Origin of the sequence: Halocynthiibacter sp. SDUM655004, from assembly GCF_026015885.1 — a bacterium.
GTDB lineage: Bacteria > Pseudomonadota > Alphaproteobacteria > Rhodobacterales > Rhodobacteraceae > Falsihalocynthiibacter > Falsihalocynthiibacter halioticoli.
The window spans coordinates 517,388-542,379 of sequence record NZ_JAPDUG010000001.1; the positions used below are offsets into that span (position 1 = coordinate 517,388).

Consider the following 24,992-nt stretch of genomic DNA (forward strand, 5'->3'; position numbering starts at 1 on the left):
GTTGACTCCGGAAATGGATCAATCTGAAAAAGACCCTCAGGACGCGCAACCCGCGCGCCCTGAGATCACATTTGCCGATAACGAAGTCGATGTATCGGATTTCGGGCTCATGGATATTCCCGGCCTCATTGCCCTTTGGGGGCTATCGGCCATCGTGTTTATCCAGTTCTTCACCCGCTATGTGCTGAATGACAGCCTCGCGTGGACCGAGGAAATCGCCCGATATGTTTTGATTATCGTTGCATATTTCGGGGCCATTTCGGTCACGCGGAAAGGCACGCATATCTTCCTTGAGTTCTTCTATCGATATCTGAGCCCACGCGCGGGTAAATACCTTGCCGTTGCGATGGAAGCTCTGTCGATGGTGTTCTACGGATATCTTGCCTATCTCGGCTGGATACTTGCGGCAAAGACGCGAACCAAAATGGCGTCGATCGCGATCCCAAAGAACATTCTCTACTACGCTATTGCCATCGCTCTAGCGATCATGACGGTCTATTCGCTGTACTGGCTTATTCGCAAAATCCGCCAGTCGCCCGACGACGTCCTCCGCGAAATCGAAGAACATGCGTTGCATGAGATTCACGAAGAAATTTCGAGTAACAAATGACCCTAGTCCTTCTTTTCGTCATCCTGTTTTTCCTTTTGATCGCAGGGGCGCCCGTTGCCGTTGCGCTCGGGGTTTCCTCTCTTGTGTTCGTCCTGCTTGATGGCCTGCCACCGGTTGTTGTGCTGCATAACATGGTGAACGGGATCAACAGTTTCCCGCTTATTGCGGTTCCGTTCTTTATTATGGCGGGCCACCTGATGAACACCGCAGGTATCACCACCAAAATCTTTGCTTTTGCCCGTGCGGGTGTTGGCTGGATGTATGGTGGGCTTGGCCACGTGAATGTGGGCGCTAGCGTGGTATTTGCCGGTATGTCTGGCGCGGCTGTTGCTGATGCGGGTGGTCTCGGCAATATCGAGATCAAAGCCATGCGCGAAGCGGGCTATGACACAGATTTCTCCGTTGGCATTACGGCCGCAAGCTCAACCATTGGGCCGATCATTCCACCATCGCTGCCGCTTGTTGTTTATGGCGTCATCGCCGACACTTCGATCGGTCAGTTGTTTGCCGCTGGTCTTATTCCGGGCATGCTTATGGCGTTCTCGCTCATGGTTATGGTCGGCTTCTATGCCAAGGTCCGCAACTACCCTCGTGATGAGCGGTTCAGCATCAGCGTATTTGCCCGTGCGTTCGTACAGGCGATCTTCCCGCTGTTCACGCCGATTATCATCGTTGGCGGTATTCTCTTTGGTATCTTCACGCCAACAGAGGCCGCGATTGCCGCTGTGGTTTACTCGATGTTCCTCGGTTTGGTTGTCTATCGCACCCTGACATTCAAACGCATCTTGCGCGTTTCGATGGACACTGTGGAAACAACTGCATCGATCATGATGATTGTTGCCGCCAGCACCATCTTTGCTTGGATATTGACGGCAAATCAGGTCGCTCAAATGTTTGCGACGGAGCTTCTTGGCTTTACCGAGAACAAAACTGCGATCCTTCTCATCATGATGCTGGTTGTGCTGATTGTTGGCTGTTTCATGGAAACCATCGCAGCCATTACGATCCTGACGCCTGTGCTTCTGCCCGTGGCGATCACGGTGGGCGTTGATCCGGTGCACTTCGGGATTATCCTGATCCTTAACCTGATGATTGGTCTGCTGACGCCGCCGGTTGGCATGGTGCTTTACGTATTGGCCAAGGTGTCGGACGTTCCATTCGAACGCTGTGTGGTTGCGACGGCACCGTTCCTCATTCCGCTGGTCGCTGTGCTTCTGATGCTGACCTTCATTCCGTCGCTGTCTATGTGGTTGCCAACAACCTTATACCGCTAGGTGACGAACTAACTTCTGGCGAACACCGGCGCGGAAAGTCAATTCCGCGCCGGACTGCCGCCTGAAAGGCCCATGTAAATTTGCCCGTCCTGCGCTTCGCTGTGCGTTCGGGTTAACCTTAATTGTGGCGCCTGCCACTTCTGACGAGAAAGTCTAGACATGCAAAACACTTCTCTCTTTGATCTCTCCGGAAAAGTTGCCCTCGTTTCCGGCTGTAAACGCGGCATCGGAATGGGTATGGCCAAAGCCCTCGCCGAAGCTGGCGCCGACATCATCGGCGTAAGCGCGAGCCTTGAAGCATCCGGCAGCAACATTGAAAAAGCGGTCACGGCGCTTGGCCGCAAATTCACCGCATATCAATGCGATTTTTCTGATCGCGCGTCCGTCAAGGCATTTGCAGATAAGGTTCAAGCCGAGAATCCGGTGATCGACATCCTCGTCAATAACGCAGGAACCATCAAGCGCGCACCAGCGGCCGAACATCCGGACGAGATGTGGGACGAGGTGATTGAAGTTAACCTCAACGCACAGTTCGTTTTGTCGCGCGAAATCGGCAAAGGTATGGTCGAACGCGGATCGGGCAAGATCATCTTCACGGCGTCGCTGCTGTCGTTCCAAGGTGGCATCACGGTTCCGGGCTATGCCGCATCCAAAGGCGGCATTGCGCAGCTTACCAAGGCACTGGCCAACGAATGGGCGTCTAAAGGCGTCAACGTAAACGCTATCGCACCTGGATATATTGCGACGGATAACACCCAAGCCCTTCAGGATGATGCCGATCGCTCGCGCTCCATCCTTGAGCGTATCCCCGCTGCACGCTGGGGCACTCCGGAGGATTTCTCAGGACCTGCCGTGTTCCTTGCGTCTGATGCCGCGAACTATGTTCACGGCACTGTCTTGACGGTTGATGGTGGCTGGATGGGCCGCTAAGGCTTCACGTCGGCACGAAGTTTCCACATCGTTGTAGAGACCTGTTCCAGCCCTGAACGCGAGGCAGCACTTTTGCCTTCGTTCAGGAGTTGGGAGAGGTCTCTTCCCACTTCTGGGTTATAAAGATGGTACACATGGCCCGAAACTGATTGCAGCGACAATTCAGAAATGTCGATGATCTCAATGCCGTCCATTCTGTTAAGGTGCGGCCCCAGTTCGCCGAGGCGTGGATAACCGTTTACACTTCGTGACAAGGAAAGCGGGCGGTCTGTATCCGTTGCATAGAGCGTAATTCGATTGGCCAACGGGCGAATTTGATCGAGGTAGAGCGCAAATAGCTCTGCGTCTACGTCGGGCGCCAATAAGATCACATTATTAAGGAGCGGCGGCATCCCGATACGTTCATGCGCCATGCTTCGCAATGCATTGAAAAGCGCGCGTCCACCGAGGCTATGAGAGGCAAGGTCAACACGCCCCTCGCCGAATTCTTCAACGAGCCTGCGTACCGTGCGCTCATATTCATAGCTGCTCCACTCAACATCGGACACATCTTCGGTGTAGTTCAGAATATCTCCGGCAGAGGGCCAGCTGAACAGCATGACTTTCCCTTCAAGGCCAACATTCCGCTGAAGATGCACGGCGCGCTTACAGCTGCGCTCGAAGTTCATGTAGTAGCCATGCGTGTAAAGGAGTGGGTTGCGCGCGCCGGTTGTCTCTTTGAGGGTTTCGATCACTTGGTCCATCTCGAACAATCGGATGGTTGAAAGCTCGACATCATCCTCTGGAATATAGAACGGTGCGATCTCTGCCAGTGGCTTCAAAAAGCTGTTCTCTGTGCGGGTGACATCACAAAATCCAGCGCTGAGGGGGCCACGTGTTTTGCCGTAGTATTTCTTGGGGGACTCGTTCGGATTCACGTTGCGCACTGTGAGATACGGAACAGAATCCACGATGCCCTGCGCTTGAACACCGGGGCTCATGGCCGCCGAGATAGTTGCGAGGGCGAGTGCGGATAGGGGCGTTTTGAACATGGCTTTGCAATATCCCGAAAGGAACCTTCTTAGATCAATTTCGTAAAGAATGGCGTTTTGGGCGCGGTGGCGCAATATGGATTCATCCAGAAGCGGCTATTCCGCGCGCATAGGCCTCCATTCGTACGGCGATACTGTTTACCGCAATGCGCAATAGGATCGCCCCGAGCGCGAGAACTATCAAGCTGGCGAACATCAAATCTGTTTTGGCTCGACCATTCGCCAAGAGCATCAAATACCCCAGCCCCCGAGAGGCCCCAACCCATTCCCCAATAACGGCGCCAATCGGCGCATAGACAGCCGCGAGCCGCAATCCGCTGGCGAGCGACGGAAGTGCCGCCGGAAGCCGAAGGCGAAGAAGCGTCGGCAAGGGTTTCGCGCCCAAAGTCTGCGCAAGATCAAGCAGCGCTGGGTCTGTTTCTGCAAGCCCGTCGCGAAAAGCCGATGTGACAGGAAAATAGATAATCAACACCGCCATCGCGATTTTAGATCCCATGCCATAGCCGAACCAGAGCGTCAGGATTGGTGCGAGTGCGAATACGGGAACAGCTTGCGTAAAAACGAGCAGGGGGAAGAAAAGCTCATGGAACCGTTTGGAATAGGTCATTGCCACCGCCGTCGCGATCCCAAGAGCCGTTCCGGCGAGCAGGCCGAGCAGAACCTCAAGTGCAGTGATACCCGCGTGAGACGCGATCAGGCTGGCGTTATCAAGCGCGGCAGCGGCAACGCGGAGCGGTGAGGGTAGGATGAAAGGTGGCACCCCAGTAAGCCAGACCGTGACCTGCCAAATGGTAAGCCCGATGCAAAGCGTGATGAACAAGCGAAGCGCGATCATGCTGCAAGTCCGCGCATATGCGTCATGAGGAGATCAGATGACGCTGTGTCAGCCCAAAGCTCTGCGCCGCCGCGCGACATTACGATTATCTGGTTTGATAGGCGGCAGGCCTCTGCAGGATCATGCGTCACCATGATAACGGTTTTGCCACAAAGAGCGTGATCGAGCAGCTCTTGCATTTCTGCGCGCGTGCAGGCGTCAAGTGCTGAGAGCGGTTCGTCCAGCATTACGATGGGACGGTTTTCCATCAGGGTACGCGCAAGCGCGGCGCGTTGGCGCATTCCACCAGAGAGCGCGCGTGGCTTTTTGTGTTCGTGCCCCGCCAGACCGACTTGCGCGATTACCTCATGCGCGCGGTCCAGATCGGGCGTTTCACTCCGCAAACGCGCGCCGGTTACCACGTTCTCGAGCAGTGAAAGCCACGGAAACAACAGATCACTCTGCGCCATGTAAGCGATACGACCTGCAAGGGGCTCGCCATCACTGGCCGAGATCTTTCCGTCATGTTGCGCCCCTGTTTCTAGGCCAAGCAAAAGCCGCAGCAACGTTGTTTTGCCAACGCCCGAGGGGCCAAGGATGCTGGTCCATTGACCCGCAGGGCAGGTGATATCCACGGGGCCAAACAAGGGCTTGCCACCGAATTGCACTTTGCCAGTGAAATGGATCGCAGGCGGTGTGGTCATCTGCCCCGCAATCCCATGTCCCAGAAGCCCGCTTCAAGCTGACATGCAGTGGTAAAGCGGCTTTGCAGTTTGCCCCAACGCGGCGAGTTTTGTGGTAGGCCTCCAATGCGGTTTGCGACGGATTGATCAAGCATCGCGCCGACATCGCGGCAAACCGATTGATACTCTTCGCCTGCATAAGTGTTGATCCACTCGGCATATGGGTGAGCTTGGTCGCTAACTGCGGAGCCTAGCTTGTGTCCGATCTCGCCGTACCCCAGAACACATGGGGCGAGGGCTGCCATCAGGTCGAGGAAATCTCCAGATAGTCCCGCATCAATCACGTAACGCGTATAGGCGAGGTTCTCGGGCTCTTCAGTCGCGGCAAACAGTTCGGCTTCGCGAATGCCTTCGCGCGCGCAGACCTCGATGTGCAGCGCCATCTCGGTTTTTACCAAGCCGTCTACCGTAGCCGCACAGGTGCGCAGCTCTTTCATGGTTTCGGATTTCACAACGCCAAGCGCCCATGCCCGCGAGAAATGCACAAGGAAGACGTAGTCCTGCACCAGATAATGCAGGAATGCCGCGCGAGGCAGGGTGCCATCGCGCAGCCCTCGCACGAACGCATGATCGGTATATGCCGTCCATGTTTCACCCGCGCCGCTACGCCAATGCGCAAAAGTCTCGCCATAGTCCGGTGCGGCGCTCATGGCTTGGTCACATCAACGGCGATGACGTCTACTGGGTTCTCGGTTGGTGCCAAGCCTGCGTCGACGAGAAACGCCTCGAACGCGGAATAGCGACCGGCCGAAAACGCAGCAGGACGTAGGGCGAAACGCGGGATCGTGTCTGCCCATGCGCGCTCGTTCAGTTCGTCCTGAAGCTCCGGCGAGGTGCTGGCGAAAATCTCCCAGCTTTCTTCTGGGTGGTTCACGATGAACTGGGTTGCCAACTCGGTGGCCCGTAGGAAGCGCGTGATCTTATCGGCATCAATCTCGTCGGACTTGGCCACATAGATCAACTCGTCATACGGGGGGAGCCCCTCTTCCTCGACGTAGAAACACTTGCCGTCTACGCCTTCGATATTCATCTGGTTCAGTTCGAAATTCCGGAACGCACCGATGACCGCATCCACCTGACCGCTCATGAGCGAGGGCGAAAGCGACCAGTTCACATTCACGAGCTCGATCTCATCAAATGCAACGCCGTGGTTCTCAAGAATTGCAGTCAACATGGCCTCTTCGACGCCAGCAACAGAGAAGCCGATTTTCTTGCCCGCGAGGTCGGCGGGAGATTTGATTGGCCCATCTTTAAGGACAAGGAGGCAGTTAAGCGGCGTAGCAACCAATGTGCCAACGCGTTTAAGTGGCAGCCCCTCGTGGATTTGAAGGTGAAGTTGCGGCTGATAGGAAATAGCGAGATCGGCCTTACCAGCGGCAACGAGCTTGGGTGGGTCGGACGGGTCGGCGGGCGCAATCACCTCGACCTCAAGCCCTGCATCGGCGAAGTAGCCTTTTTCCTGTGCAATGATAATCGGACCGTGGTCGGGGTTTACAAACCAATCGAGCAAGACCGTCATTTCGTCGGCAGCAAAGGCCGGTTGCGCAAGGGAGAATGCGGCGAGGAGAGAGAGCTTTTTCATATTAGTTTTCCGTTTTCGGGGCTGTGGTTCCAAGGGCAACAAGCGCGAGGTTTTGATGCCCGTTTTCGTGTAGGGTTTTGGCCGCACGCCACGCGCGCAGGCCTGAGCGGCAGGCAAGAACGACGCGCGTTTCAATTGGGTGCGGTATGGTCGTGATGTTCTCTGGCAAAATACGTTTCGCAGATGGGTGAAAAAGGTTGGGCGCCTCTTCGACGCCACGCAGGTCGATCAGCATGTCACCCGGCGCAATCATACTGGGGGCGATGAAGCAGAGCTTTGCTCCTTCGGGTTCGGGAGCGCCATCGAAGCGAAATCCAGAGGTTCTGTAGGTTTTGGCGTCAAATTGAACCAACTGACCAAGCGGAGAGGGCGAAAGGCCAAGAATGTAGTTGAGCGCCATAGTCGCTTGAAGGCTGCCGATCATTCCCACAACAGGGCCAAGGACACCTGCGGTTTCACAGCTTGCGGCTTGTGTAGGAAGATCAGGAAACACGGCGCGCAGGCTCGGCGCGCCGCCACAAAACCCGCCCGCGTACCCCGCGAATGCCAAGACCGATGCGGAAAACAAGGGAAGCCCTTCAGTAAGGCAATGGTCCGAAAGTATGTAGCTCGCGGCGAAACTATCGGCGCAGTCCAACACGACCGTGGCATCGCGGAGCAGGGTTTGAACATTGTCACAGGAAAGCGCGGTTTGTACGGCGATGATCTCGCAATCTGGGTTAAGGCCAGCGAGGGTTGCGGCGGCCGCTTGGGCCTTGGGTTTCCCGACGTCTGTTTCGCGGAATAGAGTCTGGCGGTGCAGATTGCTTTGAGCAATGTGATCATCATCAACCACGGTGATTTTGCCAACCCCTGCGCCCACGAGATATTGCAGCACCGGCGCACCAAGCCCGCCCGCACCAATGACCACGGCATGCGCGGCGGCAAGTTGCTCCTGACCGTTCGCGCCAATCTCTGGCAATTGTATTTGGCGCAGGTAACGGCTCATCCTTTCGCCTCACAGGCGGCGAGCCACTGATCAACGCGCGCTTCGGGGTTTTCGTTGAGCGTAATGTCGGTAACCGCTGAAACGCAGTCCGCCCCCGCTTCGAATGCGCCCGCTGCGCGATCAATGGTCATGCCGCCAATCGCGACGAGTGGGCAATCTCCGATACGGGTTTTCCATTTGCTTAGTCGCTCAAGCCCTTGAGCGTGCCATTTCATTTTCTTGAGAATGGTCGGGTACACTGGGCCAAGCGCGATATAATCAGGTGTCAGGGCCAAGGCGCGGTCAAGTTCGGCACGGTCGTGTGTGCTTAGACCAAGGCGAAGACCCGCGCGGCGGATGGCAGGGACATCAGCAGTATCAAGGTCTTCTTGTCCGAGGTGGATGAAGTCACAACCTTCCTCTATGGCGATTTGCCAATAGTCGTTCACCACCAGCGTACAGTCATGAGCGGCGCAAACCTTCTTCGCTCGCCGGATTTCAGCACGGATTTGGCTCGTGTCGGCGTCTTTGATCCGCAGTTGAACCAGCTTTATTCCGCGCGGAACAAGCCGTTCGATCCAGTCAGCGCTATCGAAGATCGGATAAAAACGAGGAATGCTCATGAGAGAAATGCCTTGCCAATAACAGGGGATGAGGGCGCGGCCATGTCGCGTGGTTCCATCGGGTCGGCGAGGTAAGCGGCGCGTCCGGCTTCAAGCGCGAGGGCAAAGGCATGGGCCATGTCCGCAGGGGAGCCAGCTTTGGCAACTGCCGTATTCAGCAGGACAGCGTCAAATCCCATTTCCATAGCCTGCGCCGCCTGTGACGGAAGGCCAAGACCCGCGTCAATGACCAGCGGCACATCGGGAAAATGTGCTCGCATGGCACGCAATCCGAAGGTGTTGTTTAACCCAAGGCCAGAGCCGATCGGCGCTCCCCACGGCATCAAAACCTCGCATCCTGCGTTCAGAAGGCGATCGGCAACCACAAGGTCTTCGGTGGTGTAGGGAAAAACCTGAAACCCATCCTCAGATAGAATGCGCGCGGCTTCGACAAGGCCGAAGACATCAGGTTGTAGCGTGTCTTCTTCGCCGATGACTTCGAGCTTAATCCATTTGGTACCAAACACCTCACGCGCCATATGGGCGGTTGTGACGGCTTCTTTCACTGTATGACAGCCAGCAGTATTCGGCAGGATTTGAACGCCGAGCGACTGAATCAGAGACCAAAAATCCTGTCCTGCGCGATCCTGTCCGCTTTCACGACGCAAGGAGACAGTGGCGATCCCTGCGTTGCTCTTTGCAAAAGCATCCGCAAGGATTGCCGGAGAGGGGTATTGCGCCGTGCCAAGCATAAGGCGCGAAGAAAGCTCTGTTCCGTAAACCGATAGCATCCTTAGCCCCCCTGCATCGGTGCAAGAACTTCGATCTGGTCCCCTGCTTTGATCGCAAAATCAGAACGCGCGTCGGCCGGGACAAAGGTTCCATTCACCGCAGTCGCAACAACCGTGTCGGCATATCCGTTTGCATTAAGCGCATCAGCGAGCGTTGCGCCATCAAAGGGCGTGGCTTTGCCGTTAATCAGAATAGTCATAGAGAAACTCCGGTCGGGTGTTCTTGTTGAAAACGAGGTCGGCCACCATGCCGCCAAGCGCTGGCGATAGTAGGAATCCGTGACGATAAAGGCCGTTCACGCGGATAAGATTGCCGTTTCGCGTAATGCGCGGCAGGTTGTCGGGAAAGGCAGGGCGGCTGGCCACTCCGATTTCAACGATCTCCGCTTCGCCAAACGCGGGGTTGAGAGCATAGGCCGCGCTGAGCAGTTCCAGAACCGAACGCACGGAGGCGCGGTTGCTGTCTTTGCTTTCGATCATCGTTGCGCCGATCATGTACTCACCATCTTCGCGCGGGACGACGTAAATCGGGATGCGCGGATGCAATAACCGGATGGTGCGTTTGAAGGTCACATCTGGCGCGTGGACGATCAGCATCTCGCCTTTGACACCGCGCAAATCTGGAAAGGCGTCAGCGGCCGCGAGGCCGCGGCAATCAATGGTCATCCCGTCGCTCGCCAGAACATCTGGATCGGCCCAACCCGTTTCAAAGCTAACGCCGTCGCGCTCGAGGCCCGTTTTCAAGGCTGACAATGCCTCGCGCGGGGCAAGGTTGGCTTCGGTTTCAAAGTAGAGCGCTTGCTGGATTCCGTCGGGAAGTTCGGGTTCCAGCGCCTCTATCTCAGCGCGGCTCAAGGAGCGGTGGTTTTTCGTGCGGCGCGCGAATTGCTTCAGGTCCGCGCGGTCGCGCTGCGCGGAGACAACGAGCGAGCCACCAGTTTCAACGGCGTTGGTTTTCTCCTGCCACCACCCCAAGGCCTCCTCGCCGTGCCGCACAACGGGCTCTTCAGCGCTTTCGCCTTCGCAAAATGGTGCCAGCATGCCGCCAGCCCACCAAGAGCAACTTTGCTCTCCTGCCTCACCGCCGCTGTCTATTACGCGCACAGTTGCGCCTCGATCAACAAGCTGCCGCGCAACGCAGAGCCCAACAACTCCGGCGCCTATTACAGTAACTTCCTTCATTGCGCCCAAACCTGAGCGAAGTGATGAACCGGCCCGTGACCTTTGCCGATCGACAAGTCCGCGCCGGCAAGGATGGCTTTTTGCAGATAGCCATGTGCTTGTTTCACGGCATCGTTGAGCGGGAGGCCCTTGGCGAGGTTCGCTGCAATCGTCGCCGCATAGGTACACCCCGTGCCGTGGGTGTTTTGAGTATGAATGCGCGCGGCGGCTAAAGTTTGGTTGCCAGTTGGTGAAAGTAGGGTGTCTTCACAGATTTCACCTTTGCCATGCCCACCTTTCAGCAAAACGGATTTTGGCCCTAGTTTGGTTAGTGCTTCGGCCTGTGCGAGAGCTTCTTGGGGGCAGTTGGCCTCTTCGGTTCCGAGCAACACCGCCGCTTCAGGCAGGTTCGGCGTAAGAACATCCGCGCGCGGAAGGAGTAGCTCTTTGAGCGCGGCCAGCGCTTCGGATTGCAACAACCTGTCTCCGGATTTTGCGATCATCACCGGATCAACGACAAGCGGCCCGTCAAAGCCGCGAAGGGCTTCGGCCACGGCATGAATGATCTCGGGCGAGAAAAGCATTCCGAGCTTGATCGCCCCCACGTCCATGTCATCCAGAACCGCGCGAATTTGTGCAGCAACGACATCCGCAGGGATCTCGTGAACCGCAGTAACGGCGCAAGTGTTCTGTGCAGTGACGGCGGTAATGACGCTCGTTCCGTAAACCTCGTTTGCCGAGAAAGCCTTGAGGTCTGCTTGAATTCCCGCGCCGCCGCCGGAATCCGATCCTGCAATAGTCAGAGCAATAGGGGGAGTTGTTTTCTCTTGCATCAAAGTCACTCGTTTCGGGGACTTACGGCAAGAAAAACGGCACAGTTTGCGCATGTTGCGCGGTGCTTACCCGTTCCCTACGCCGGTATTGTCCGGATCAGGTTCGACGGGTCAGTGCAAGCACCTCTCAGCCCAATGGGCACCCCGACGGATAGCGATGGGCTAGAAGGTATTTTTCGCAATTGCAAGAGGGTTGTTGGCTATTGCAACTGTGTCACAGAGGGCTAGAGGCGTCTGTGAGGTGCGTTTTTTGGGTTATTTATTAATCAGTTGTGTGTTTTCTCACTTTAATGTGAACCGAAAGCTACGCCTATCCGATTCGCTTTAAAACGGGTAACATGGGGCTATTGGTTCTGCCTTTTTACAGATTCGAAGAGTGAATAGTGCTTTAGTTTCGAAGATGCCAAATAAGAACGAAAGAATTATTTATGCCCGTTGCCACAGAGCGCAAAGACTTCATTTTCAATATCGTAGCGGGCCTCTCGCTGTCGCTCAGTGCGGGCGCTGTTGTCGCGCAAGAGGTAGAAGCTGAAAGCCCTTGGAAAGCCTATGGGCAGCTAAACGTTGGTATCCTCTCGTTTGACGACGGCGAGGTAAACACGAACTATGGCCTCGTAGATAATGACAACTCCAGCACGCGGATCGGCGTGTTCTATAATGGCCAAGCCGGTAGCACCGGATGGACGACAATGGGTAACATGGAGTTTCAGTACAATCCGAAGTCCACGTCCAACGTGAGCCAAATCAACCCAGATGGCGGCAGCACCGAAATCACCAAAGCAAACATTCGGAAAATCGAAATACGGTTCTCCAATGATCAATACGGACGCGTTTGGCTTGGCCAAGGCTCGATGGTTTCGGATGGGATTGCTGGTCAAGACGTATCAGGAACAGGCACAATTGCCGGTGCGGCGACGGGTGACTCCGCAGGTGCGAGTTTGTTCCGCCAAAAAGATGGCATCCTCTCTGACGAAAGTGTGGGTGAAGCGACTGATCACTTCAACGGCCTCGGCCGGCGGGTAAGATTGCGTTACGATACACCAGAGTACAACGGCTTCCGTGGTGGCGTTTCTTATGGTCAAGACCTCCTTTCCGATGATCCAGACCGTCAAAAACAGGGCCTGATTGATATCGCGGGCTACTATGCGCAAGAACGCAATGGATACCTGATCAATGGCGGAATTGGGTATGGTCACAACCTAGACACCAAGCGCGACGTGTTTTCAGGATCGATTTCCGGCCTTCATCTGGACTCTGGCCTGAGTCTTACGCTTGCGGCGGGTACAAACTCAGAAGACGGCCTCACAGGGACGTACGGATACACGAAGGTTGGTTGGGAAACCGATTTCTTTGATATTGGTTCTACGGCGTTCTCGATTGACTACTACGCCGGTAATAGCATTTCACAGGATGGCGATAACTCTGGCTCGATCGGTGCTGCTGTTGTGCAAAATCTCGGTTATCAGCAGCTTTGGTTCACTGTCCGAAAGTTCACGTACGATCGCGAAACAACAGATTACTACGATGGCCTCGCAGTCTTTGGCGGCACGCGCCTTCGGTTCTAGTTCCTCCCGGAGAGTCTGGCCCGCTCGGGGCCGGGCTCTTTCAGGAATGTTCTAACCGACGACAAATTGCATAAGGTAAATTGGCCGGCGGTATCGTCGGCTTTTTTGTGTCCGCGACTCGATTATTGGAAAGCCTGTAGCCCGGTTTGTCCGCGCCCGAGGATGAGGGCGTGGATATCGTGGGTTCCTTCATAGGTATTGACCGCTTCAAGGTTCATCACGTGCCGGATTACGCCGTATTCGTCGCTCACGCCATTACCGCCGTGCATATCGCGGGCGGTTCGGGCAATGTCGAGCGCTTTGCCGCAGTTGTTGCGCTTCATCAAGCTAATGAGATCAGACGAGACTTTACCGCTGTCCATCAAACGCCCCATCCGCAAACAACCTTGAAGGCCAAGGGAAATCTCGGTTTGCATATCGGCGAGCTTTTTCTGAACAAGCTGTGTGGCGGCGAGAGGTTTGCCGAATTGCTTGCGCTCTAGCGTATAGTCGCGCGCTGCATGCCAACAGAATTCCGCAGCGCCCATCGCTCCCCATGCAATGCCATAGCGTGCACGGTTAAGACAGCCAAACGGCCCTGCAAGCCCTTCGGCATAGGGCAAGAGGTTGTCTTCGGGTACAAACACCTCGTCCATATGGATCATTCCCGTGACAGATGCACGGAGCGAAAATTTCCCTTCGATCTTTGGCGCGCTCAAACCCTTCATGCCTTTCTCAAGGATGAAGCCCTTAATCTTTCCATCATGCGCGTCGGATTTGGCCCAGATGATGAACACATCGGCAATCGGTGAGTTGGTGATCCAGTTTTTGGCGCCCGAAAGTATATACCCGCCATCAACAGGCTTGGCGCGTGTGAGCATCCCCGCCGGATCAGAGCCGACATCAGGTTCCGTCAATCCAAAGCACCCTACATATTCGCCGCTTGTTAGCTTTGGCAGGAATTTTTCGCGCTGCCCATCGGTGCCATAGGCAAAGATAGGATGTATCACGAGACTCGATTGCACCGACATGGCCGAGCGATAGCCGGAGTCAACGCGCTCAACCTCGCGCGCAACCAGCCCGTAAGAGGTATAGCTTGCATCTACGCCGCCGAATTCTTCGGGAATGGTAGAGCCAAGCAAGCCGAGTTCTCCCATCTCATTGAAGATTTCACGGTCGAAAGTTTCGTTGCGGTTGGCCATCAATACTCGCGAGGCGAGGCGATCCTGACAAAACGCATGGGCTGTGTCACGGATCAAGAGCTCTTCTTCCTCTAGCTGATCCTCCAGAAGAAACAGATCCGACCATTCCGGTTTGGCCAAACGTGCGCGGGCGTTTTCGGGGGTGTTGGGCTTTTGCGACATGGGGAACTCCAATAGGCCGAGGTTGCCGAAACTGAACAGGAGAAAGGCGGGTGGTTCAAGCGCGAAATTGCCGCGCCGAACTGTGGCCGTTTTCATGCAGTTGCGCTGTTGCCGATCTTGCCCTCTGGATTTCCGCAGGCGCGGGCGTCACAAAGCGTAAAACACGTCGTGGAGGGGTATGTGAGCGCTATCCTGTTGATAGAGCAGATTTTGAACGGGTTGCAATTCGGCGTCATGCTGTTTTTGACGGCGGCGGGGCTGACGCTCGTTTTCGGGGTCATGGGCCTCATCAATCTTGCGCATGGGTCTCTTTACATGGTCGGGGCTTTTGCGGCGGCTGCGGTTGCTGCGGCGACGGGGTCTTTCTTCCTCGCGCTTGTGGCCAGCTTGGCTGCGGCAGCGGCGGCGGGCGCAATCGTTGAGGTTGTGGTGATCCGCAGGCTCTATAATCGTGACCATCTCGATCAGGTTTTGGCAACCTTCGCGCTTATTCTGATCTTCTCTGAAGGGACGCGTTGGATTTTCGGGTCTTTTCCACTGTTTCTCAACATACCAGAGGCTCTATCCGGCCCCGTTACGCTGCCAGGTGGAATCCAGTATTCGCTTTACCGCCTGGTTTTGATCGGCATTGGCCTTGCTGTGGCGCTGGGCCTGTTCTTGTTAATCAACAAAACGCGCCTCGGCATTCAAATCCGCGCTGGCGAGAATGACCGTGAGATGATCGCCGCACTCGGCATCGATATTTCGCGTCTTTATACGATTGTTTTCGCCCTCGGTGCGGCGCTCGCAGGATTTGCCGGCGCACTCGTCGGCGCGATCCAATCGGTGCAGGTGGGAATGGGGGAGCCTGTTTTGATCCTTGCTTTTGTGGTGATCGTGATCGGGGGGATTGGCTCTATCAAGGGCGCGCTTGTCGGCTCTATTCTCGTCGGGCTGACCGATACGCTTGGCGGGGTTTTGCTGCCTTCGTTCTTCAAGTTGTTCATGGACAATGCAGCCGCGACAGCAACAGGGACAGCGCTTGCGACAATGGCGATTTATATCCTGATGGCGCTGATCCTTGTGGTTAAACCAACCGGCCTTTACGGAGCATCCACATGAGCCGCGAAGCCTATATCAACGCCATAGTAGTTGCTGTTTTGCTGGCGGTTCCACTTTGGGCGTGGGTCGCCGATGCACCCTTTATCATTACCCTCGCCACACGGATTGCCATTTTGGCGTTGGCGGGTGTCGGGCTGAATATTGCGCTTGGATTGGGTGGAATGGTGAGCCTTGGTCATGCTGTATTCTTCGGGATCGGTGGTTATGCAATGGGTATACTTGCCAGCCACGCGCAGGATTATAGCCCCCTTATGGAGTGGCCGTTCCTAATTGAAGGGACGAAATCCATGCCGGTCATATGGCTCGCGGCTCTACTGATGTCAGGTCTTGCCGCGCTCTTGATCGGGTTCTTGTCGCTTCGAACCTCTGGCGTTTACTTCATTATGATAACGCTCGCTTTTGGCCAGATGTTTTTCTATTTCACCGTTAGTTGGCCTGCCTATGGTGGCGAGGATGGCTTGCCGATCTATGTGCGTAATTCCTTCCCTGGGCTAAATACGCTCGACCCGATCCAGTTCTTTTTGATTTGTTTTGCGGTGCTGGGGCTGGCGCTCGGGTTCTCCGCTGCTCTGGCGCGCTCGCCATTTGGGCTTGCGCTTAATGCCACCCGCCAACAGGCCACGCGAGTCGAAGCTGTGGGCATTGCTCCATTCCGTATCCGGCTTGTTGGGTTCGTGATCTCGGGCATGATAACAGGATTGGCTGGCGCGCTCTTTGCCGATCTTAACCGTTTCGTCAGCCCGACAATGTTCTCGTGGCAAACCAGCGGCGAGATCATGGTTTTTGTAATTCTTGGTGGTGTGGCGCGGCTGTTCGGGCCTGTGGTTGGCGCTGCGATCTTTATCACGCTCGAACATCTGCTCGGCGGTGTTTCGGATTACTGGCATATCTACCTTGGAGCGCTTCTGCTTTTGGTCGTGCTGTTTGCGCGTGGCGGGGTGATCGGCCTGTTGAGTTCATGGAGGAAAGCCAGTGTCTGATCCGCTTCTCTCTGTGCACGGCCTTTCTAAACGATTTGGCGCTCTTCAGGCATCAAACGATATTACGCTTGATGTGCGGTCTGGTGAAATTCACGCTCTGATTGGTCCGAACGGTGCTGGCAAATCGACGTTGATCCAGCAAATCTGCGGCGCGCTTCGTCCTGACACGGGGGAGGTTTGGTTTGATGGCCAGAACGTCACCCCGCTATCCGTTGCCGAGCGTGCGCGCATGGGGCTTGGCCGAACCTTCCAGATTTCGTCACTTGCGATGGAAGATACCGTTTTACAAAACGCAGTCTTAGGGGCGCTTGGCGGCCATGGCGCGCCGTTTCGGTTTTTTAGGCCGGTGTTAAAAGACGCTGCGCTTGTTGCGCGTGCAGAGGAAGCTCTTGCGCGCGTGGATATGCTGAAGTTCGCGGATAAACGCACCGCCGATCTAAGCCACGGCCAGCGTCGCCAGCTTGAAATCGCCGTCGCGCTCACCTTGCAACCCAAGCTCTTCGTGATGGACGAACCAATGGCGGGGCTTGGTGCAAGCGGGACCAAAGACCTAACGCCAATCCTAAGCGCGTTGCGCCATGACGCGCCGATCCTGCTGGTAGAACACGATATGGATGCGGTTTTTGCGCTCGCGGACCGCATAAGCGTTCTGGTCTATGGTAAGGTGATTGCGACAGGGACAGTCGATGAAATCCGTGCGGATGCCGCCGTGCGCGAGGCTTATTTGGGAGAGGACGCATGAGCCTTTTGTCACTGCGGAACGTAAGTGCGTTTTATGGCCAGTCACAGGCACTCTCCTGTGTCGATCTTGATGTGGAGGAAGGCGCGCTTGTTGCCTTGATGGGCCGCAACGGCATGGGCAAGAGCACGACGATTAAGGTGATCCTGCAAATGTTGCCCGCTGCGGGCGGTGAGATTGCTTTTGATGGGAAGGACCTTCGTGCCTTGCCCTCTCACAAGGCCGCGCGACTTGGGATTGGGCTCGTACCAGAAGGGCGGCGGTGTTTCCGCTCGCTATCGGTTGAAGAAAACCTGTTGGCTGCGGCCCGTAAAGGGCATTGGGATATCGCGCGCGTTGGTGAAATTTTCCCACGCCTGCTTGAGCGGCGCAAACAATCCGCAGGGTCGCTTTCGGGCGGTGAACAACAAATGTTGGCGATTGGCCGCGCGTTGATGACAAACCCGCGTTTGATGGTGCTTGATGAGGCCACCGAAGGGCTGGCCCCATTGGTGCGGCAAGACATCTGGAACGCAATCTCGACCCTCAAGCGCGAGTCTGGGCTATCGTTTTTGATCGTCGATAAAACGCTTAAGGAAATCTCTGCTGTGGCAGATAAAATCGTGGTCATGGCGCGGGGCGAGACCGTGTGGAACGGCGTGCCAAACGCTCTAACCCCTGAAATCACAGACCGCTATTTGGGTGTTTGATCCTTCGGGTAAAACAACTCCGACCGAACATCATAAAGATCATGGAAAAAGCGCAGGTTTAGCGCGCGCTTGAGGAAGGCCACTCCAGACGAGCCGCCCGTTCCGTGCTGCATCCCGATCACCCGCTCCACGGCGGAAGCATGATCAAACCGCCAGCGTTGGAACAATGTCTCGATGTCCATCAGCGCCTCAGCAAGGCAATAGAGATCCCAGTGATCGTCGGTGTTGAGGTATACTTCTTTCCAGATCGCCACGATCCGCGCGTCACCACCATAAGGCTCGCTAAAATCGCGTTCTAACAGTTCTTCGGGAACCTCAAATCCTTGCCGCGCGAGCAGGCGGATAACCTCATCATAGACCGATGGCTCGCGGATTTCGCGCTCCAGCATTTCGGTCACGGCGGCATCGTGTTTGTGTACGCCCATGGTCGCGCGATCTTTGTTGCCGAGGATGAACTCAATGCGGCGATAGCCATAGCTTTGAAAGCCGGAGCTGTTGCCAAGCGCGTCACGGAACAGCATGTAATCCGCGGGCGTCATCGTAAGCAGAGTTTCCCAAGAGGCGATGAGCTGCTTCTGTATGGACTTGATCCGCGCCACGTTCTTGATCGCAGGGCCAAAACGGTCGTGGCGCAGGTGATCGCGCATCACAACGATCTGGTGATGCATCAGCTTGAGCCACAGTTCGCTGGCTTGGTGAATGATTACAAAGAGCAATTCATCGGGCTGCGCAGGGTCTTGAAACGTGTCCTGAATGTTCAAAAGCGTGTCGAGATTTAAAAAATCGCCATAGCTGCTGCGTTTCTTCTCGCTGAAATCGGTAACGAGCGTTTCTTCGACGCCGCGCTCAAGGATACGGTCTTTTTTCGGTGGATTACTCATGCGCGGGCTTTCTTCTTGCTTGGGTGCTGCACGAGGAGTTTTTGCATCTCGGTGTAGCATTCCATGGATTTCTGGGAGTGTTGTGCGAGTGCTGGGAGGGCAGCACTCGTATCGCGGTCAAGCACGGCTGTCATCAGTGTTTCGTGGTCCGCAATGCCCGTGGCTTCAGTGAGCAAGCCGTTTACCTTGTCGGCAATTTCGGGCGCGGTTTCCGCGATCTGGCGGAGGCCGCTCATGATGTTGCGTTGATACATCTGAAGGTGTGCGCCGAGTTGGGCGTTGAGATGGTGAAGCCAGTCTGATCCGCAGCCCGACAAAAGCGCGGTATGAAATGCGGCGTGGCGGGTCTCCCAATTGGTGAATTCGGCGTCATCGGTCCTCAGATTTGGGGTTTCAATACGTTGGAACTGATAGAAGGCGGCAACGATGCGCCCCTCCCAATCCTCGCCGCCCGTTTCAATGGACTTGGTGAGTAACTCGCTTTCGATTAAAAGGCGGCTCTGGCTCAAATCGGTGAGACCCTCGTCGGACATCGCGGCAACTGCGAACCCGCTGTTATGTGCCATCTGTACGAGGCGCTCTGCTTGTAGTCGCGTGAGCGCTTCACGGATCGGAGTGAGCCCCCAACCGTTCTCGCGCGCTAGGGTCGCAGCGCGCAGAGGCATACCGGCGGGCAAAGTGCCGCAAAGAATTTGCTGCCTGATTTCTTGGTAAACACGATCTGCGTTTGACAGACTCATGGGGCATGCCTCCTGTTTGCGGCAAATATCTTATAAAATATTTCCTCTTGCAAGAAATTTTATAAGATTTATGAAGGTCTGCAATAGCGAGATCAGGAGACGCACATGATTACCCGTAACGATTGTGAGAAAATGGACGCCACAGACCCAATGGCGGCCGTGCGTGATTTGTTTACTCTGCCAGAGGGAGAGATTTATCTCGATGGCAACTCGCTTGGCGCATTGCCAAAGGCGGCTCCGGCACGGATTGCGAAGGCTGTTGAGCAAGAGTGGGGCGTTGATTTGATCCGAAGCTGGGGAAAAGCTGAATGGTTCACGATGCCCGAGCGGCTTGGCGATCGGCTCGGGCGGTTGATCGGCGCAGCGGAAGGGCAGATCGTCGTTTGTGATTCCACCTCGATCAACATTTACAAAGCGCTGCACGCAGCTATGGCAGCCCGGCCGGACCGCAAGGTGATCGTTTCGGAAACTGCGAGCTTTCCGACTGACCTTTATATGATCGAGGGCGCGTTGGCGGGGCAGGGGAAGGCCTATTCCTCGCGGCTGTTGGGCCGTGATGGCGATGATATTGCCGAGTTGATCGATGGTGATGTCGCTGCTGTTCTTCTGTCGAACGTGGATTACAAAACCGGTGCGCTGCATGATATGGAGCGGATTACAAAGCTCGCCCACGACGCTGGTGCGATGGTGATCTGGGATCTGTGCCACTCTGCGGGTGTCATACCAATGGAGCTTGACCGGATCGGTGCAGATTTTGCGGTCGGGTGCACGTACAAATACCTCAATGCAGGCCCGGGAGCGCCCGCCTTTATTTATGTGGCGACGCGCCATCAAGAAGGAACAACTCAGCCGCTTTCGGGGTGGTGGGGCCACGCGGCGCCATTCGCATTCGAAACAGGATATCGCCCCACAAGCGGTATTCGGCGTTTCCTTTGTGGAACACAGCCGATCTTGTCGATGACTGGTGTTGAGACCGCGCTGGATGTGTTTGACACGTTTGACATCAAAGACGCCCGCACCAAGAGCCAGAAGCTTACGGGGCTGTTCATGGACCTCGTGGCGCAATCGGAGATTTGTAACGTGCTGCGTCCGATTTCGCCACGCGAGGATGCGATCCGTGGCAGCCAAGTTTCATATGCGTTTAAGAATGGCTACCCTGTTGTCAAAGCTATGATCGAGAAAGGCGTGGTTGGCGATTTCCGTGCGCCTGATGTGATGCGCTTCGGCTTCGCGCCGTGCTACCTGCGCTATGTTGATGTATTTGATGCGGTTGCTGCGCTCGAAGATGCTCTGACACGCGAAGTTTGGAACATCGCGAAATACTGTGAAATGGAAGCGGTGACATAGCAGCGCGGCCAAAACCGCCAGAGTGCGGAGCCGATACTTTCAAACTTGTTGGGATTTGGTAGCGGAGGAGGGACTTGAACCCCCGACACGCGGATTATGATTCCGCTGCTCTAACCACCTGAGCTACTCCGCCAAACCGTGGGGGTGTTTAGGCCCGTCCGCTTTGGGCGTCAAGTGGGTTTACACTGATTTTTGCGGCAGGGCAGAATTTTCTTGCTGGCGGCTCTGGGCCAAGAATTCGTGTGCCCGATTTTTGGAATTGAATTGGGTTCCTCGCCCGCTTTTGGGTAGGGGCGTTATTCATCGCGCTCTTATCTGGCGAGCGAGCCATCAATGACGTTCTGGGTCGCGTCGTGGATGTCATCCGCCGCTGGAAAGGCGAGGGGAAACTGTGGTGCCGGCGATGCCATCAAGGCCTCCCCAACCACCAGCGGGTATACGTGCGACGGTTTGGTGGTGCCGTTTGGAACCGTTACGCAGGTCGGCTCGTCGTAGTCGAGGGAGGCTTCCATGTGGCGAACATGGACGTGCGCAGGCATCTCGTTCCAGGCAGCGTTGTTGGAGGGCTAAGTTTTGCTCACCAGAGGCCGACAGTTTCTGAAGCCCTCTGGTCGGATAGATTTACAGAACGAGCGATCGTTCTAAACAAACGAAAAACCCGAAGCCAGTTGATAGGCTTCGGGTTTGTTTGTGTTCGGTGAGTGAACGTTCCGTTTTAGACGATACCGCCGCCCGAGCCGTCAGCTTTTGGCCGTTTTGCGGCAACTTCGGCGCGATAGCCAGAGGCGCGGTATGTCTCGATGGGGTCAATCGCACCACCAGACAATTCGCGTGCTTTGGCAAGGATCGGATCAACATCTGTGCGGAAGGCCGCACGCAGGGTTGCCGAAGCCATAAGCGCATCGTTGTCGGACTGGTATCCGGCAAGCGCTTTACGATCCACCAAAGAAGCCTGAATGAAGGCGCGTTGGATTTCGATAGACGACACCATCAGGCTTTCAATCGGGTCAGTCACATTGTGCGACTGATCGATCATATGCGCGAGGTCGAGGTCAGGAGTGTTTTCGGCATCGACCAACTCGTTCCAGACGAGGAAGAGGCGGTAGGGGTCAATCGTGCCGCTATCAAGATCGTCGTCGCCGTATTTGCTGTCGTTGAAGTGGAAGCCGCCAAGCTTGCCCGCATGGATCAGGCGCGAGACGATCATCTCGATGTTCACATTCGGCGCGTGGTGTCCAAGATCAACGAGACACATCGCTTTCTCGCCAAGCTCTTGCGCTGTCAGTAGCGAGGTGCCCCAATCCTGAACAACGGTAGAATAAAAGGCGGGCTCATAGATTTTGTGCTCCGAGAAGATCCGCCAATCATCTGGGAGACCTTTGTAAATCGCCTTCATCGAATCGAGATAGCGCTCGAACTGACGTCCCATATGGGTCTGGCCAGGGAAGTTCGCACCATCGCCGATCCAGACGGTCAGCGCCCTGGAACCGATAGCCTTGCCGATCTCAATGCATTCAAGATTGTGCTCGACCGCCTGCGCGCGAGTTTCCTCGTTGGTGTGGCTGAGTGAGCCGTATTTATAGGACTGTGTCTGATCTGGCTGGTCCTGAAAGGTGTTGGAGTTCATCGCGTCAAAGGAAAGGCCGTATTCGTCAGCTTTTGCTTTAAGGTCCGCAGGATCGGCCTTGTCCCATGGGATGTGCAGCGAAACCGACGGCGCGGCGCGCGTGAGTGTATGGATCACACCGCAATCGTCGAGCTTGTCGAAAATATTGGCGGGCTCGCCTTCACCGGGAAAACGGGCAAAGCGGGTCCCGCCCGTGCCGGTTCCCCATGATGGTACCGCAACGCCGAAGCCTTGCGCGCGCTTCACGATGGCGTTGATATCGATGCCCTTGCGGTCAAGCCGCTCGGCAAGTTGGTTGAAGTCTGTTTCAAGGTCCGCGGCGCGTTTGGCGTTTTCGGCCTCGATAATGGATTTGTCTAGCATAATGTCCTCCCGAAGCCTCGCGGGCGCCAGAGCCTGACGCCGCACGAGGGGATAGTTTAGCGTGTAAAGGCCTGAACGTTGCCTGCGTCGACATTCACGATGTTACCTGTCGATTTTGCCGATTTGTCGGAGGCAAAGAAATAGGCCGCCTCGGCAATGTCTTCAGGTAGAACAGAGCGCTTCAGCATGGAGCGGTTGCGGTACATCTCCTCAAGACCCTCTTTGTCGGTTCCATATGTACCGGCACGTTGGTCAAGCCACTCACCTTCCCAGATTTTAGAGCCGCGCAGAACCGCATCAGGGTTCACTACGTTAACGCGGATGCCAGCCTCTGCACCCTCAAGCGCGAGGCAGCGGGCAAGGTGGATTTCAGATGCTTTGGCTGTGCAATATGCCGCAGCGTTCGGCGAGGCTGCGAGACCGTTTTTCGACGCAACAAACACAACAGAGCCGCCCATATCCTGAACGCGCATCATCTTGAACGCTTCACGCGACACGAGGAAGTAACCTGTGGAGAGGATATCCATGTTCTTGTTCCAAAGGTCGAGCGTTGTCTCTTCTACAGGTGCAGAAGAGGCGATGCCTGCATTGGAAACCAGAATATCGACGCCGCCAAATTCAACCGCCGTGTAGGCATATGCAGCAGCAACAGCGTCCTCGTCTGTAACGTTCATGACAACGGTGCGCACAACATCTTTGCCATAGCGCGAGGTTAGGTTGTCATAGGTTGCCTTGAGGCTATCCTCGTTGATGTCGGCCAGCATCACGCAGGCCCCTTCGGAGAGATAGCGTTCAGCGGTGGCCGAACCAATGCCGCCAGCACCACCAGTCACAAGCGCAACTTGGCCAGCGAGGCTCTTGGGTTTCGGCATCCGCTGGAGTTTCGCTTCTTCAAGGAGCCAGTATTCGATGTCGAAAGCTTCTTGCTCGGGTAGGCCACAGTACTCGGAGACAGCGGAAGCGCCGCGCATCACATTGATTGCGTTGACATAGAACTCGCCCGAAATCCGCGCGGTTGCGCGATCCTTGGCGAAGGTGATCATGCCCACGCCAGGAATGAGGTAAACAACTGCATTCGGGTCGCGTAGAGCGGGGCTGTCGTCGTGCTTGCAGCGATCGTAATACGCCGCGTAGCCTTCGCGATACTTGGCAATCTGAGCTTCGAGACCTTCAAGCACTTCGTCGATGTTGTTTTTTGCTGGGTCGAAATCAACAACCAGCGGGCAAATCTTGGTGCGGAGGAAGTGATCGGGGCAGGACGTGCCGAGCGCCGCGAGGGCAGGCATATCTTTAGCGTTCACGAATTCCAGAACAGCGTCGGAGTCTACAAAGTTGCCGACCATGTGCTGCTGACCGGAAACAAAACCACGAATCGCGGGCATCAGCTTCGCTGCAACTTCGCGACGGGCTTTTGTTTCAAGACTTTCGTGAACTGCACCACCGAAAGCGGGCACATCAGCAGTTTTCTCTTCAAAGTAAGCGATGGCTTTGTTGATGATCTCAAGCGTCAGCTCATAACAAGTCTTGGCGTCGTCATCCCATGTGAACAGCCCGTGTGATTCGAGAACAACGCCTTTTGCGTCGGGATTCTCTAGGCAGAATTTCTCCAGCCACAGACCCAATTCGTAGCCCGGTTTTTTCCAAGGCAGCCAGCCGATATCGTCGCCAAAAATCTCTTTGGTCATGGCCTTACTGTCTTTGGTTGCCGCAATTGCGATGATCGCATCAGGGTGCATGTGATCGACGTGCGCTTTGGGAACATACGCGTGCAGCGGCGTATCGATTGAGGCCGCGCGAGGGTTCAGGTTGAACGTACAATGGGGCAGGTAGCCGACCATTTCATCTTCAAATTCGACACCGCGATACTTGCCTTTAAGGGCGCGGAGTTTGTCCATGTACAGCGTTGAAAAACCGTCCATTTTGATCGATCCAACGTCGCCACCAGAGCCTTTGACCCAAAGCACTTCGACCTCTTCGCCGGAAAGCGGATCAGCTTGAAAAACCTTAGCTGAGGTGTTGCCACCGCCATAGTTGGTCACACGCTTGTCAGAGCCAAGCAGGTTTGAGCGATACAGAAGCTTTTCAGGCTCGCTCATATTCGCGGCTTTCGCGTCATCCCAGAGCGAAGCTAGCTGGGTTGTTTCGGTGGTCATTGTGATCTCCTCCCGATCCGTGGATAGTCTGGTCAAATTTGGTCAGAGACTGAGCGTGTTGCGACAAGATGTCAATCATAAATAGTCATAAACGATCAAATTTGGGCAAAAATGAAAGAAAATGAC

General features: G+C 55.6%; 26 protein-coding genes, 1 tRNA gene and 1 riboswitch. Of the genes, 9 read left to right on the plus strand and 18 right to left on the minus strand.

All coding sequences use genetic code 11. The annotated features are described in order from the left end of the window. The first annotated feature begins 13 nt into the window (after positions 1–13). The 3 genes from N9C89_RS02575 (at position 14) to N9C89_RS02585 (ending at position 2,814) form a co-directional block, all read left to right on the plus strand. Positions 14–610 (plus strand): TRAP transporter small permease, encoded by a 597-nt coding sequence (locus N9C89_RS02575; protein WP_263952275.1) that lies wholly within the window; start codon positions 14–16, stop codon positions 608–610. Beyond that, positions 607–1,884 carry a TRAP transporter large permease gene (locus N9C89_RS02580; protein ID WP_263952276.1) on the plus strand — a complete coding sequence of 426 codons (1,278 nt, stop codon included), beginning with the start codon at positions 607–609 and terminating at the stop codon, positions 1,882–1,884. Before N9C89_RS02575 ends, N9C89_RS02580 begins: the two co-directional genes overlap by 4 nt. 159 nt (positions 1,885–2,043) lie before the next feature. Beyond that, positions 2,044–2,814 (plus strand): SDR family oxidoreductase, encoded by a 771-nt coding sequence (locus N9C89_RS02585; protein ID WP_263952277.1) that lies wholly within the window; start codon positions 2,044–2,046, stop codon positions 2,812–2,814. Here N9C89_RS02585 and N9C89_RS02590 read toward each other — a convergent pair. The 11 genes from N9C89_RS02590 to thiD all read right to left on the minus strand — a co-directional run bounded on the left by N9C89_RS02590 (position 2,811) and on the right by thiD (position 11,338). Then, positions 2,811–3,845: an alpha/beta hydrolase gene (locus tag N9C89_RS02590; protein ID WP_263952278.1), complete on the minus strand. Its 1,035-nt coding sequence runs from the start codon at positions 3,843–3,845 to the stop codon at positions 2,811–2,813. The genes N9C89_RS02585 and N9C89_RS02590 overlap by 4 nt on opposite strands. Before the next feature lie 82 nt (positions 3,846–3,927). After that, on the minus strand, positions 3,928–4,680 hold the full coding sequence (locus N9C89_RS02595; RefSeq protein ID WP_263952279.1) for an ABC transporter permease: 753 nt from the start codon (positions 4,678–4,680) through the stop codon (positions 3,928–3,930). After that, a complete protein-coding gene (locus N9C89_RS02600) occupies positions 4,677–5,363 on the minus strand; it encodes an ABC transporter ATP-binding protein (protein ID WP_263952280.1) in 687 nt (228 codons plus the stop codon). Before N9C89_RS02600 ends, N9C89_RS02595 begins: the two co-directional genes overlap by 4 nt. Then, positions 5,360–6,052 (minus strand): thiaminase II, encoded by a 693-nt coding sequence (gene tenA, locus N9C89_RS02605; RefSeq protein WP_263952281.1) that lies wholly within the window; start codon positions 6,050–6,052, stop codon positions 5,360–5,362. Before tenA ends, N9C89_RS02600 begins: the two co-directional genes overlap by 4 nt. Beyond that, entirely contained in the window at positions 6,049–6,984 is a 936-nt protein-coding gene (locus N9C89_RS02610) for an ABC transporter substrate-binding protein (protein ID WP_263952282.1), read from the minus strand. The genes tenA and N9C89_RS02610 overlap by 4 nt, the downstream gene beginning before the upstream one ends. A gap of 1 nt (position 6,985) precedes the next feature. Next, entirely contained in the window at positions 6,986–7,972 is a 987-nt protein-coding gene (locus N9C89_RS02615; RefSeq protein ID WP_263952283.1) for a HesA/MoeB/ThiF family protein, read from the minus strand. Then, positions 7,969–8,574: a thiamine phosphate synthase gene (locus N9C89_RS02620; RefSeq protein ID WP_263952284.1), complete on the minus strand. Its 606-nt coding sequence runs from the start codon at positions 8,572–8,574 to the stop codon at positions 7,969–7,971. Before N9C89_RS02620 ends, N9C89_RS02615 begins: the two co-directional genes overlap by 4 nt. Continuing rightward, positions 8,571–9,344 carry a thiazole synthase gene (locus tag N9C89_RS02625; protein ID WP_263952285.1) on the minus strand — a complete coding sequence of 258 codons (774 nt, stop codon included), beginning with the start codon at positions 9,342–9,344 and terminating at the stop codon, positions 8,571–8,573. The genes N9C89_RS02620 and N9C89_RS02625 overlap by 4 nt, the downstream gene beginning before the upstream one ends. Positions 9,345–9,346: 2 nt before the next feature. After that, the gene (gene thiS, locus N9C89_RS02630) at positions 9,347–9,544 is read right to left on the minus strand and encodes a sulfur carrier protein ThiS (RefSeq protein WP_263952286.1); all 198 of its coding nucleotides are present in this window, start codon (positions 9,542–9,544) and stop codon (positions 9,347–9,349) included. Next, positions 9,528–10,526, minus strand: a complete 999-nt coding sequence (gene thiO / locus N9C89_RS02635) for a glycine oxidase ThiO (RefSeq protein ID WP_263952287.1) — start codon at positions 10,524–10,526, stop codon at positions 9,528–9,530. Before thiO ends, thiS begins: the two co-directional genes overlap by 17 nt. Further along, a complete protein-coding gene (thiD, locus tag N9C89_RS02640; protein WP_263952288.1) occupies positions 10,523–11,338 on the minus strand; it encodes a bifunctional hydroxymethylpyrimidine kinase/phosphomethylpyrimidine kinase in 816 nt (271 codons plus the stop codon). The genes thiO and thiD overlap by 4 nt, the downstream gene beginning before the upstream one ends. A 57-nt stretch (positions 11,339–11,395) precedes the next feature. Then, positions 11,396–11,495, minus strand: a riboswitch (TPP riboswitch). 271 nt (positions 11,496–11,766) lie between these two features. Between thiD and N9C89_RS02645 the strand changes: the two genes are divergently transcribed. Continuing rightward, positions 11,767–12,903, plus strand: a complete 1,137-nt coding sequence (locus N9C89_RS02645; RefSeq protein ID WP_263952289.1) for a porin — start codon at positions 11,767–11,769, stop codon at positions 12,901–12,903. Positions 12,904–13,025: 122 nt separating this feature from the next. Here the strand turns inward: N9C89_RS02645 and N9C89_RS02650 are convergent, their stop codons facing one another. Then, the gene (locus N9C89_RS02650; RefSeq protein ID WP_263953268.1) at positions 13,026–14,246 is read right to left on the minus strand and encodes an acyl-CoA dehydrogenase; all 1,221 of its coding nucleotides are present in this window, start codon (positions 14,244–14,246) and stop codon (positions 13,026–13,028) included. A gap of 180 nt (positions 14,247–14,426) precedes the next feature. Between N9C89_RS02650 and N9C89_RS02655 the strand changes: the two genes are divergently transcribed. From N9C89_RS02655 to N9C89_RS02670, 4 genes are read left to right on the plus strand one after another with little or no spacing between them, the layout of a single operon-like run. Beyond that, positions 14,427–15,347 carry a branched-chain amino acid ABC transporter permease gene (locus tag N9C89_RS02655; protein ID WP_263952290.1) on the plus strand — a complete coding sequence of 307 codons (921 nt, stop codon included), beginning with the start codon at positions 14,427–14,429 and terminating at the stop codon, positions 15,345–15,347. After that, on the plus strand, positions 15,344–16,327 hold the full coding sequence (locus tag N9C89_RS02660) for a branched-chain amino acid ABC transporter permease (protein WP_263952291.1): 984 nt from the start codon (positions 15,344–15,346) through the stop codon (positions 16,325–16,327). Before N9C89_RS02655 ends, N9C89_RS02660 begins: the two co-directional genes overlap by 4 nt. Then, the gene (locus tag N9C89_RS02665) at positions 16,320–17,069 is read left to right on the plus strand and encodes an ABC transporter ATP-binding protein (RefSeq protein ID WP_263952292.1); all 750 of its coding nucleotides are present in this window, start codon (positions 16,320–16,322) and stop codon (positions 17,067–17,069) included. The genes N9C89_RS02660 and N9C89_RS02665 overlap by 8 nt, the downstream gene beginning before the upstream one ends. Further along, positions 17,066–17,755 carry an ABC transporter ATP-binding protein gene (locus N9C89_RS02670; protein WP_263952293.1) on the plus strand — a complete coding sequence of 230 codons (690 nt, stop codon included), beginning with the start codon at positions 17,066–17,068 and terminating at the stop codon, positions 17,753–17,755. Before N9C89_RS02665 ends, N9C89_RS02670 begins: the two co-directional genes overlap by 4 nt. Here N9C89_RS02670 and N9C89_RS02675 read toward each other — a convergent pair. After that, on the minus strand, positions 17,740–18,636 hold the full coding sequence (locus N9C89_RS02675) for a tryptophan 2,3-dioxygenase (RefSeq protein ID WP_263952294.1): 897 nt from the start codon (positions 18,634–18,636) through the stop codon (positions 17,740–17,742). The two genes, N9C89_RS02670 and N9C89_RS02675, sit on opposite strands and share 16 nt — an antisense overlap. Then, positions 18,633–19,376: a GntR family transcriptional regulator gene (locus N9C89_RS02680; protein WP_263952295.1), complete on the minus strand. Its 744-nt coding sequence runs from the start codon at positions 19,374–19,376 to the stop codon at positions 18,633–18,635. The genes N9C89_RS02675 and N9C89_RS02680 overlap by 4 nt, the downstream gene beginning before the upstream one ends. Before the next feature lie 105 nt (positions 19,377–19,481). Here N9C89_RS02680 and kynU point away from each other — a divergent pair, with 105 nt between their 5' ends. Next, positions 19,482–20,723, plus strand: coding sequence for a kynureninase (gene kynU / locus N9C89_RS02685; protein ID WP_263952296.1), 1,242 nt, complete (start codon positions 19,482–19,484; stop codon positions 20,721–20,723). A 56-nt stretch (positions 20,724–20,779) separates the two neighbouring features. On the opposite strand, the gene N9C89_RS02690 is transcribed toward kynU, so the two are convergent. The 4 genes from N9C89_RS02690 to N9C89_RS02705 all read right to left on the minus strand — a co-directional run bounded on the left by N9C89_RS02690 (position 20,780) and on the right by N9C89_RS02705 (position 24,866). After that, positions 20,780–20,856: transfer RNA gene (locus N9C89_RS02690), tRNA-Met, on the minus strand. 178 nt (positions 20,857–21,034) lie between these two features. After that, positions 21,035–21,262, minus strand: a complete 228-nt coding sequence (locus N9C89_RS02695) for a hypothetical protein (RefSeq protein WP_263952297.1) — start codon at positions 21,260–21,262, stop codon at positions 21,035–21,037. A 176-nt stretch (positions 21,263–21,438) separates the two neighbouring features. Further along, positions 21,439–22,713, minus strand: a complete 1,275-nt coding sequence (gene rhaI, locus N9C89_RS02700; RefSeq protein ID WP_263952298.1) for an L-rhamnose catabolism isomerase — start codon at positions 22,711–22,713, stop codon at positions 21,439–21,441. Between the two features lie 56 nt (positions 22,714–22,769). Beyond that, positions 22,770–24,866 carry a bifunctional rhamnulose-1-phosphate aldolase/short-chain dehydrogenase gene (locus N9C89_RS02705; RefSeq protein ID WP_263952299.1) on the minus strand — a complete coding sequence of 699 codons (2,097 nt, stop codon included), beginning with the start codon at positions 24,864–24,866 and terminating at the stop codon, positions 22,770–22,772. Positions 24,867–24,992: the final 126 nt, after the last annotated feature.

Bases quoted from the DNA above. Each gene is read 5' to 3' on its own strand.
- N9C89_RS02595 (WP_263952279.1), bottom strand. From the start codon at position 4,680: ATGATCGCGCTTCGCTTGTTCATCACGCTTTGCATCGGGCTTACCATT.
- tenA (WP_263952281.1), bottom strand. From the start codon at position 6,052: ATGAGCGCCGCACCGGACTATGGCGAGACTTTTGCGCATTGGCGTAGC.
- N9C89_RS02610 (WP_263952282.1), bottom strand. From the start codon at position 6,984: ATGAAAAAGCTCTCTCTCCTCGCCGCATTCTCCCTTGCGCAACCGGCC.
- N9C89_RS02615 (WP_263952283.1), bottom strand. From the start codon at position 7,972: ATGAGCCGTTACCTGCGCCAAATACAATTGCCAGAGATTGGCGCGAAC.
- N9C89_RS02575 (WP_263952275.1), top strand. From the start codon at position 14: ATGGATCAATCTGAAAAAGACCCTCAGGACGCGCAACCCGCGCGCCCT.
- N9C89_RS02660 (WP_263952291.1), top strand. From the start codon at position 15,344: ATGAGCCGCGAAGCCTATATCAACGCCATAGTAGTTGCTGTTTTGCTG.
- N9C89_RS02600 (WP_263952280.1), bottom strand. From the start codon at position 5,363: ATGACCACACCGCCTGCGATCCATTTCACTGGCAAAGTGCAATTCGGT.
- N9C89_RS02650 (WP_263953268.1), bottom strand. From the start codon at position 14,246: ATGTCGCAAAAGCCCAACACCCCCGAAAACGCCCGCGCACGTTTGGCC.
- thiO (WP_263952287.1), bottom strand. From the start codon at position 10,526: ATGAAGGAAGTTACTGTAATAGGCGCCGGAGTTGTTGGGCTCTGCGTT.
- N9C89_RS02680 (WP_263952295.1), bottom strand. From the start codon at position 19,376: ATGAGTCTGTCAAACGCAGATCGTGTTTACCAAGAAATCAGGCAGCAA.
- rhaI (WP_263952298.1), bottom strand. From the start codon at position 22,713: ATGCTAGACAAATCCATTATCGAGGCCGAAAACGCCAAACGCGCCGCG.
- N9C89_RS02590 (WP_263952278.1), bottom strand. From the start codon at position 3,845: ATGTTCAAAACGCCCCTATCCGCACTCGCCCTCGCAACTATCTCGGCG.
- N9C89_RS02695 (WP_263952297.1), bottom strand. From the start codon at position 21,262: ATGCCTGCGCACGTCCATGTTCGCCACATGGAAGCCTCCCTCGACTAC.
- N9C89_RS02620 (WP_263952284.1), bottom strand. From the start codon at position 8,574: ATGAGCATTCCTCGTTTTTATCCGATCTTCGATAGCGCTGACTGGATC.
- N9C89_RS02585 (WP_263952277.1), top strand. From the start codon at position 2,044: ATGCAAAACACTTCTCTCTTTGATCTCTCCGGAAAAGTTGCCCTCGTT.
- N9C89_RS02670 (WP_263952293.1), top strand. From the start codon at position 17,066: ATGAGCCTTTTGTCACTGCGGAACGTAAGTGCGTTTTATGGCCAGTCA.
- N9C89_RS02625 (WP_263952285.1), bottom strand. From the start codon at position 9,344: ATGCTATCGGTTTACGGAACAGAGCTTTCTTCGCGCCTTATGCTTGGC.
- thiS (WP_263952286.1), bottom strand. From the start codon at position 9,544: ATGACTATTCTGATTAACGGCAAAGCCACGCCCTTTGATGGCGCAACG.
- N9C89_RS02645 (WP_263952289.1), top strand. From the start codon at position 11,767: ATGCCCGTTGCCACAGAGCGCAAAGACTTCATTTTCAATATCGTAGCG.
- N9C89_RS02705 (WP_263952299.1), bottom strand. From the start codon at position 24,866: ATGACCACCGAAACAACCCAGCTAGCTTCGCTCTGGGATGACGCGAAA.
- thiD (WP_263952288.1), bottom strand. From the start codon at position 11,338: ATGCAAGAGAAAACAACTCCCCCTATTGCTCTGACTATTGCAGGATCG.
- N9C89_RS02675 (WP_263952294.1), bottom strand. From the start codon at position 18,636: ATGAGTAATCCACCGAAAAAAGACCGTATCCTTGAGCGCGGCGTCGAA.
- N9C89_RS02580 (WP_263952276.1), top strand. From the start codon at position 607: ATGACCCTAGTCCTTCTTTTCGTCATCCTGTTTTTCCTTTTGATCGCA.
- kynU (WP_263952296.1), top strand. From the start codon at position 19,482: ATGATTACCCGTAACGATTGTGAGAAAATGGACGCCACAGACCCAATG.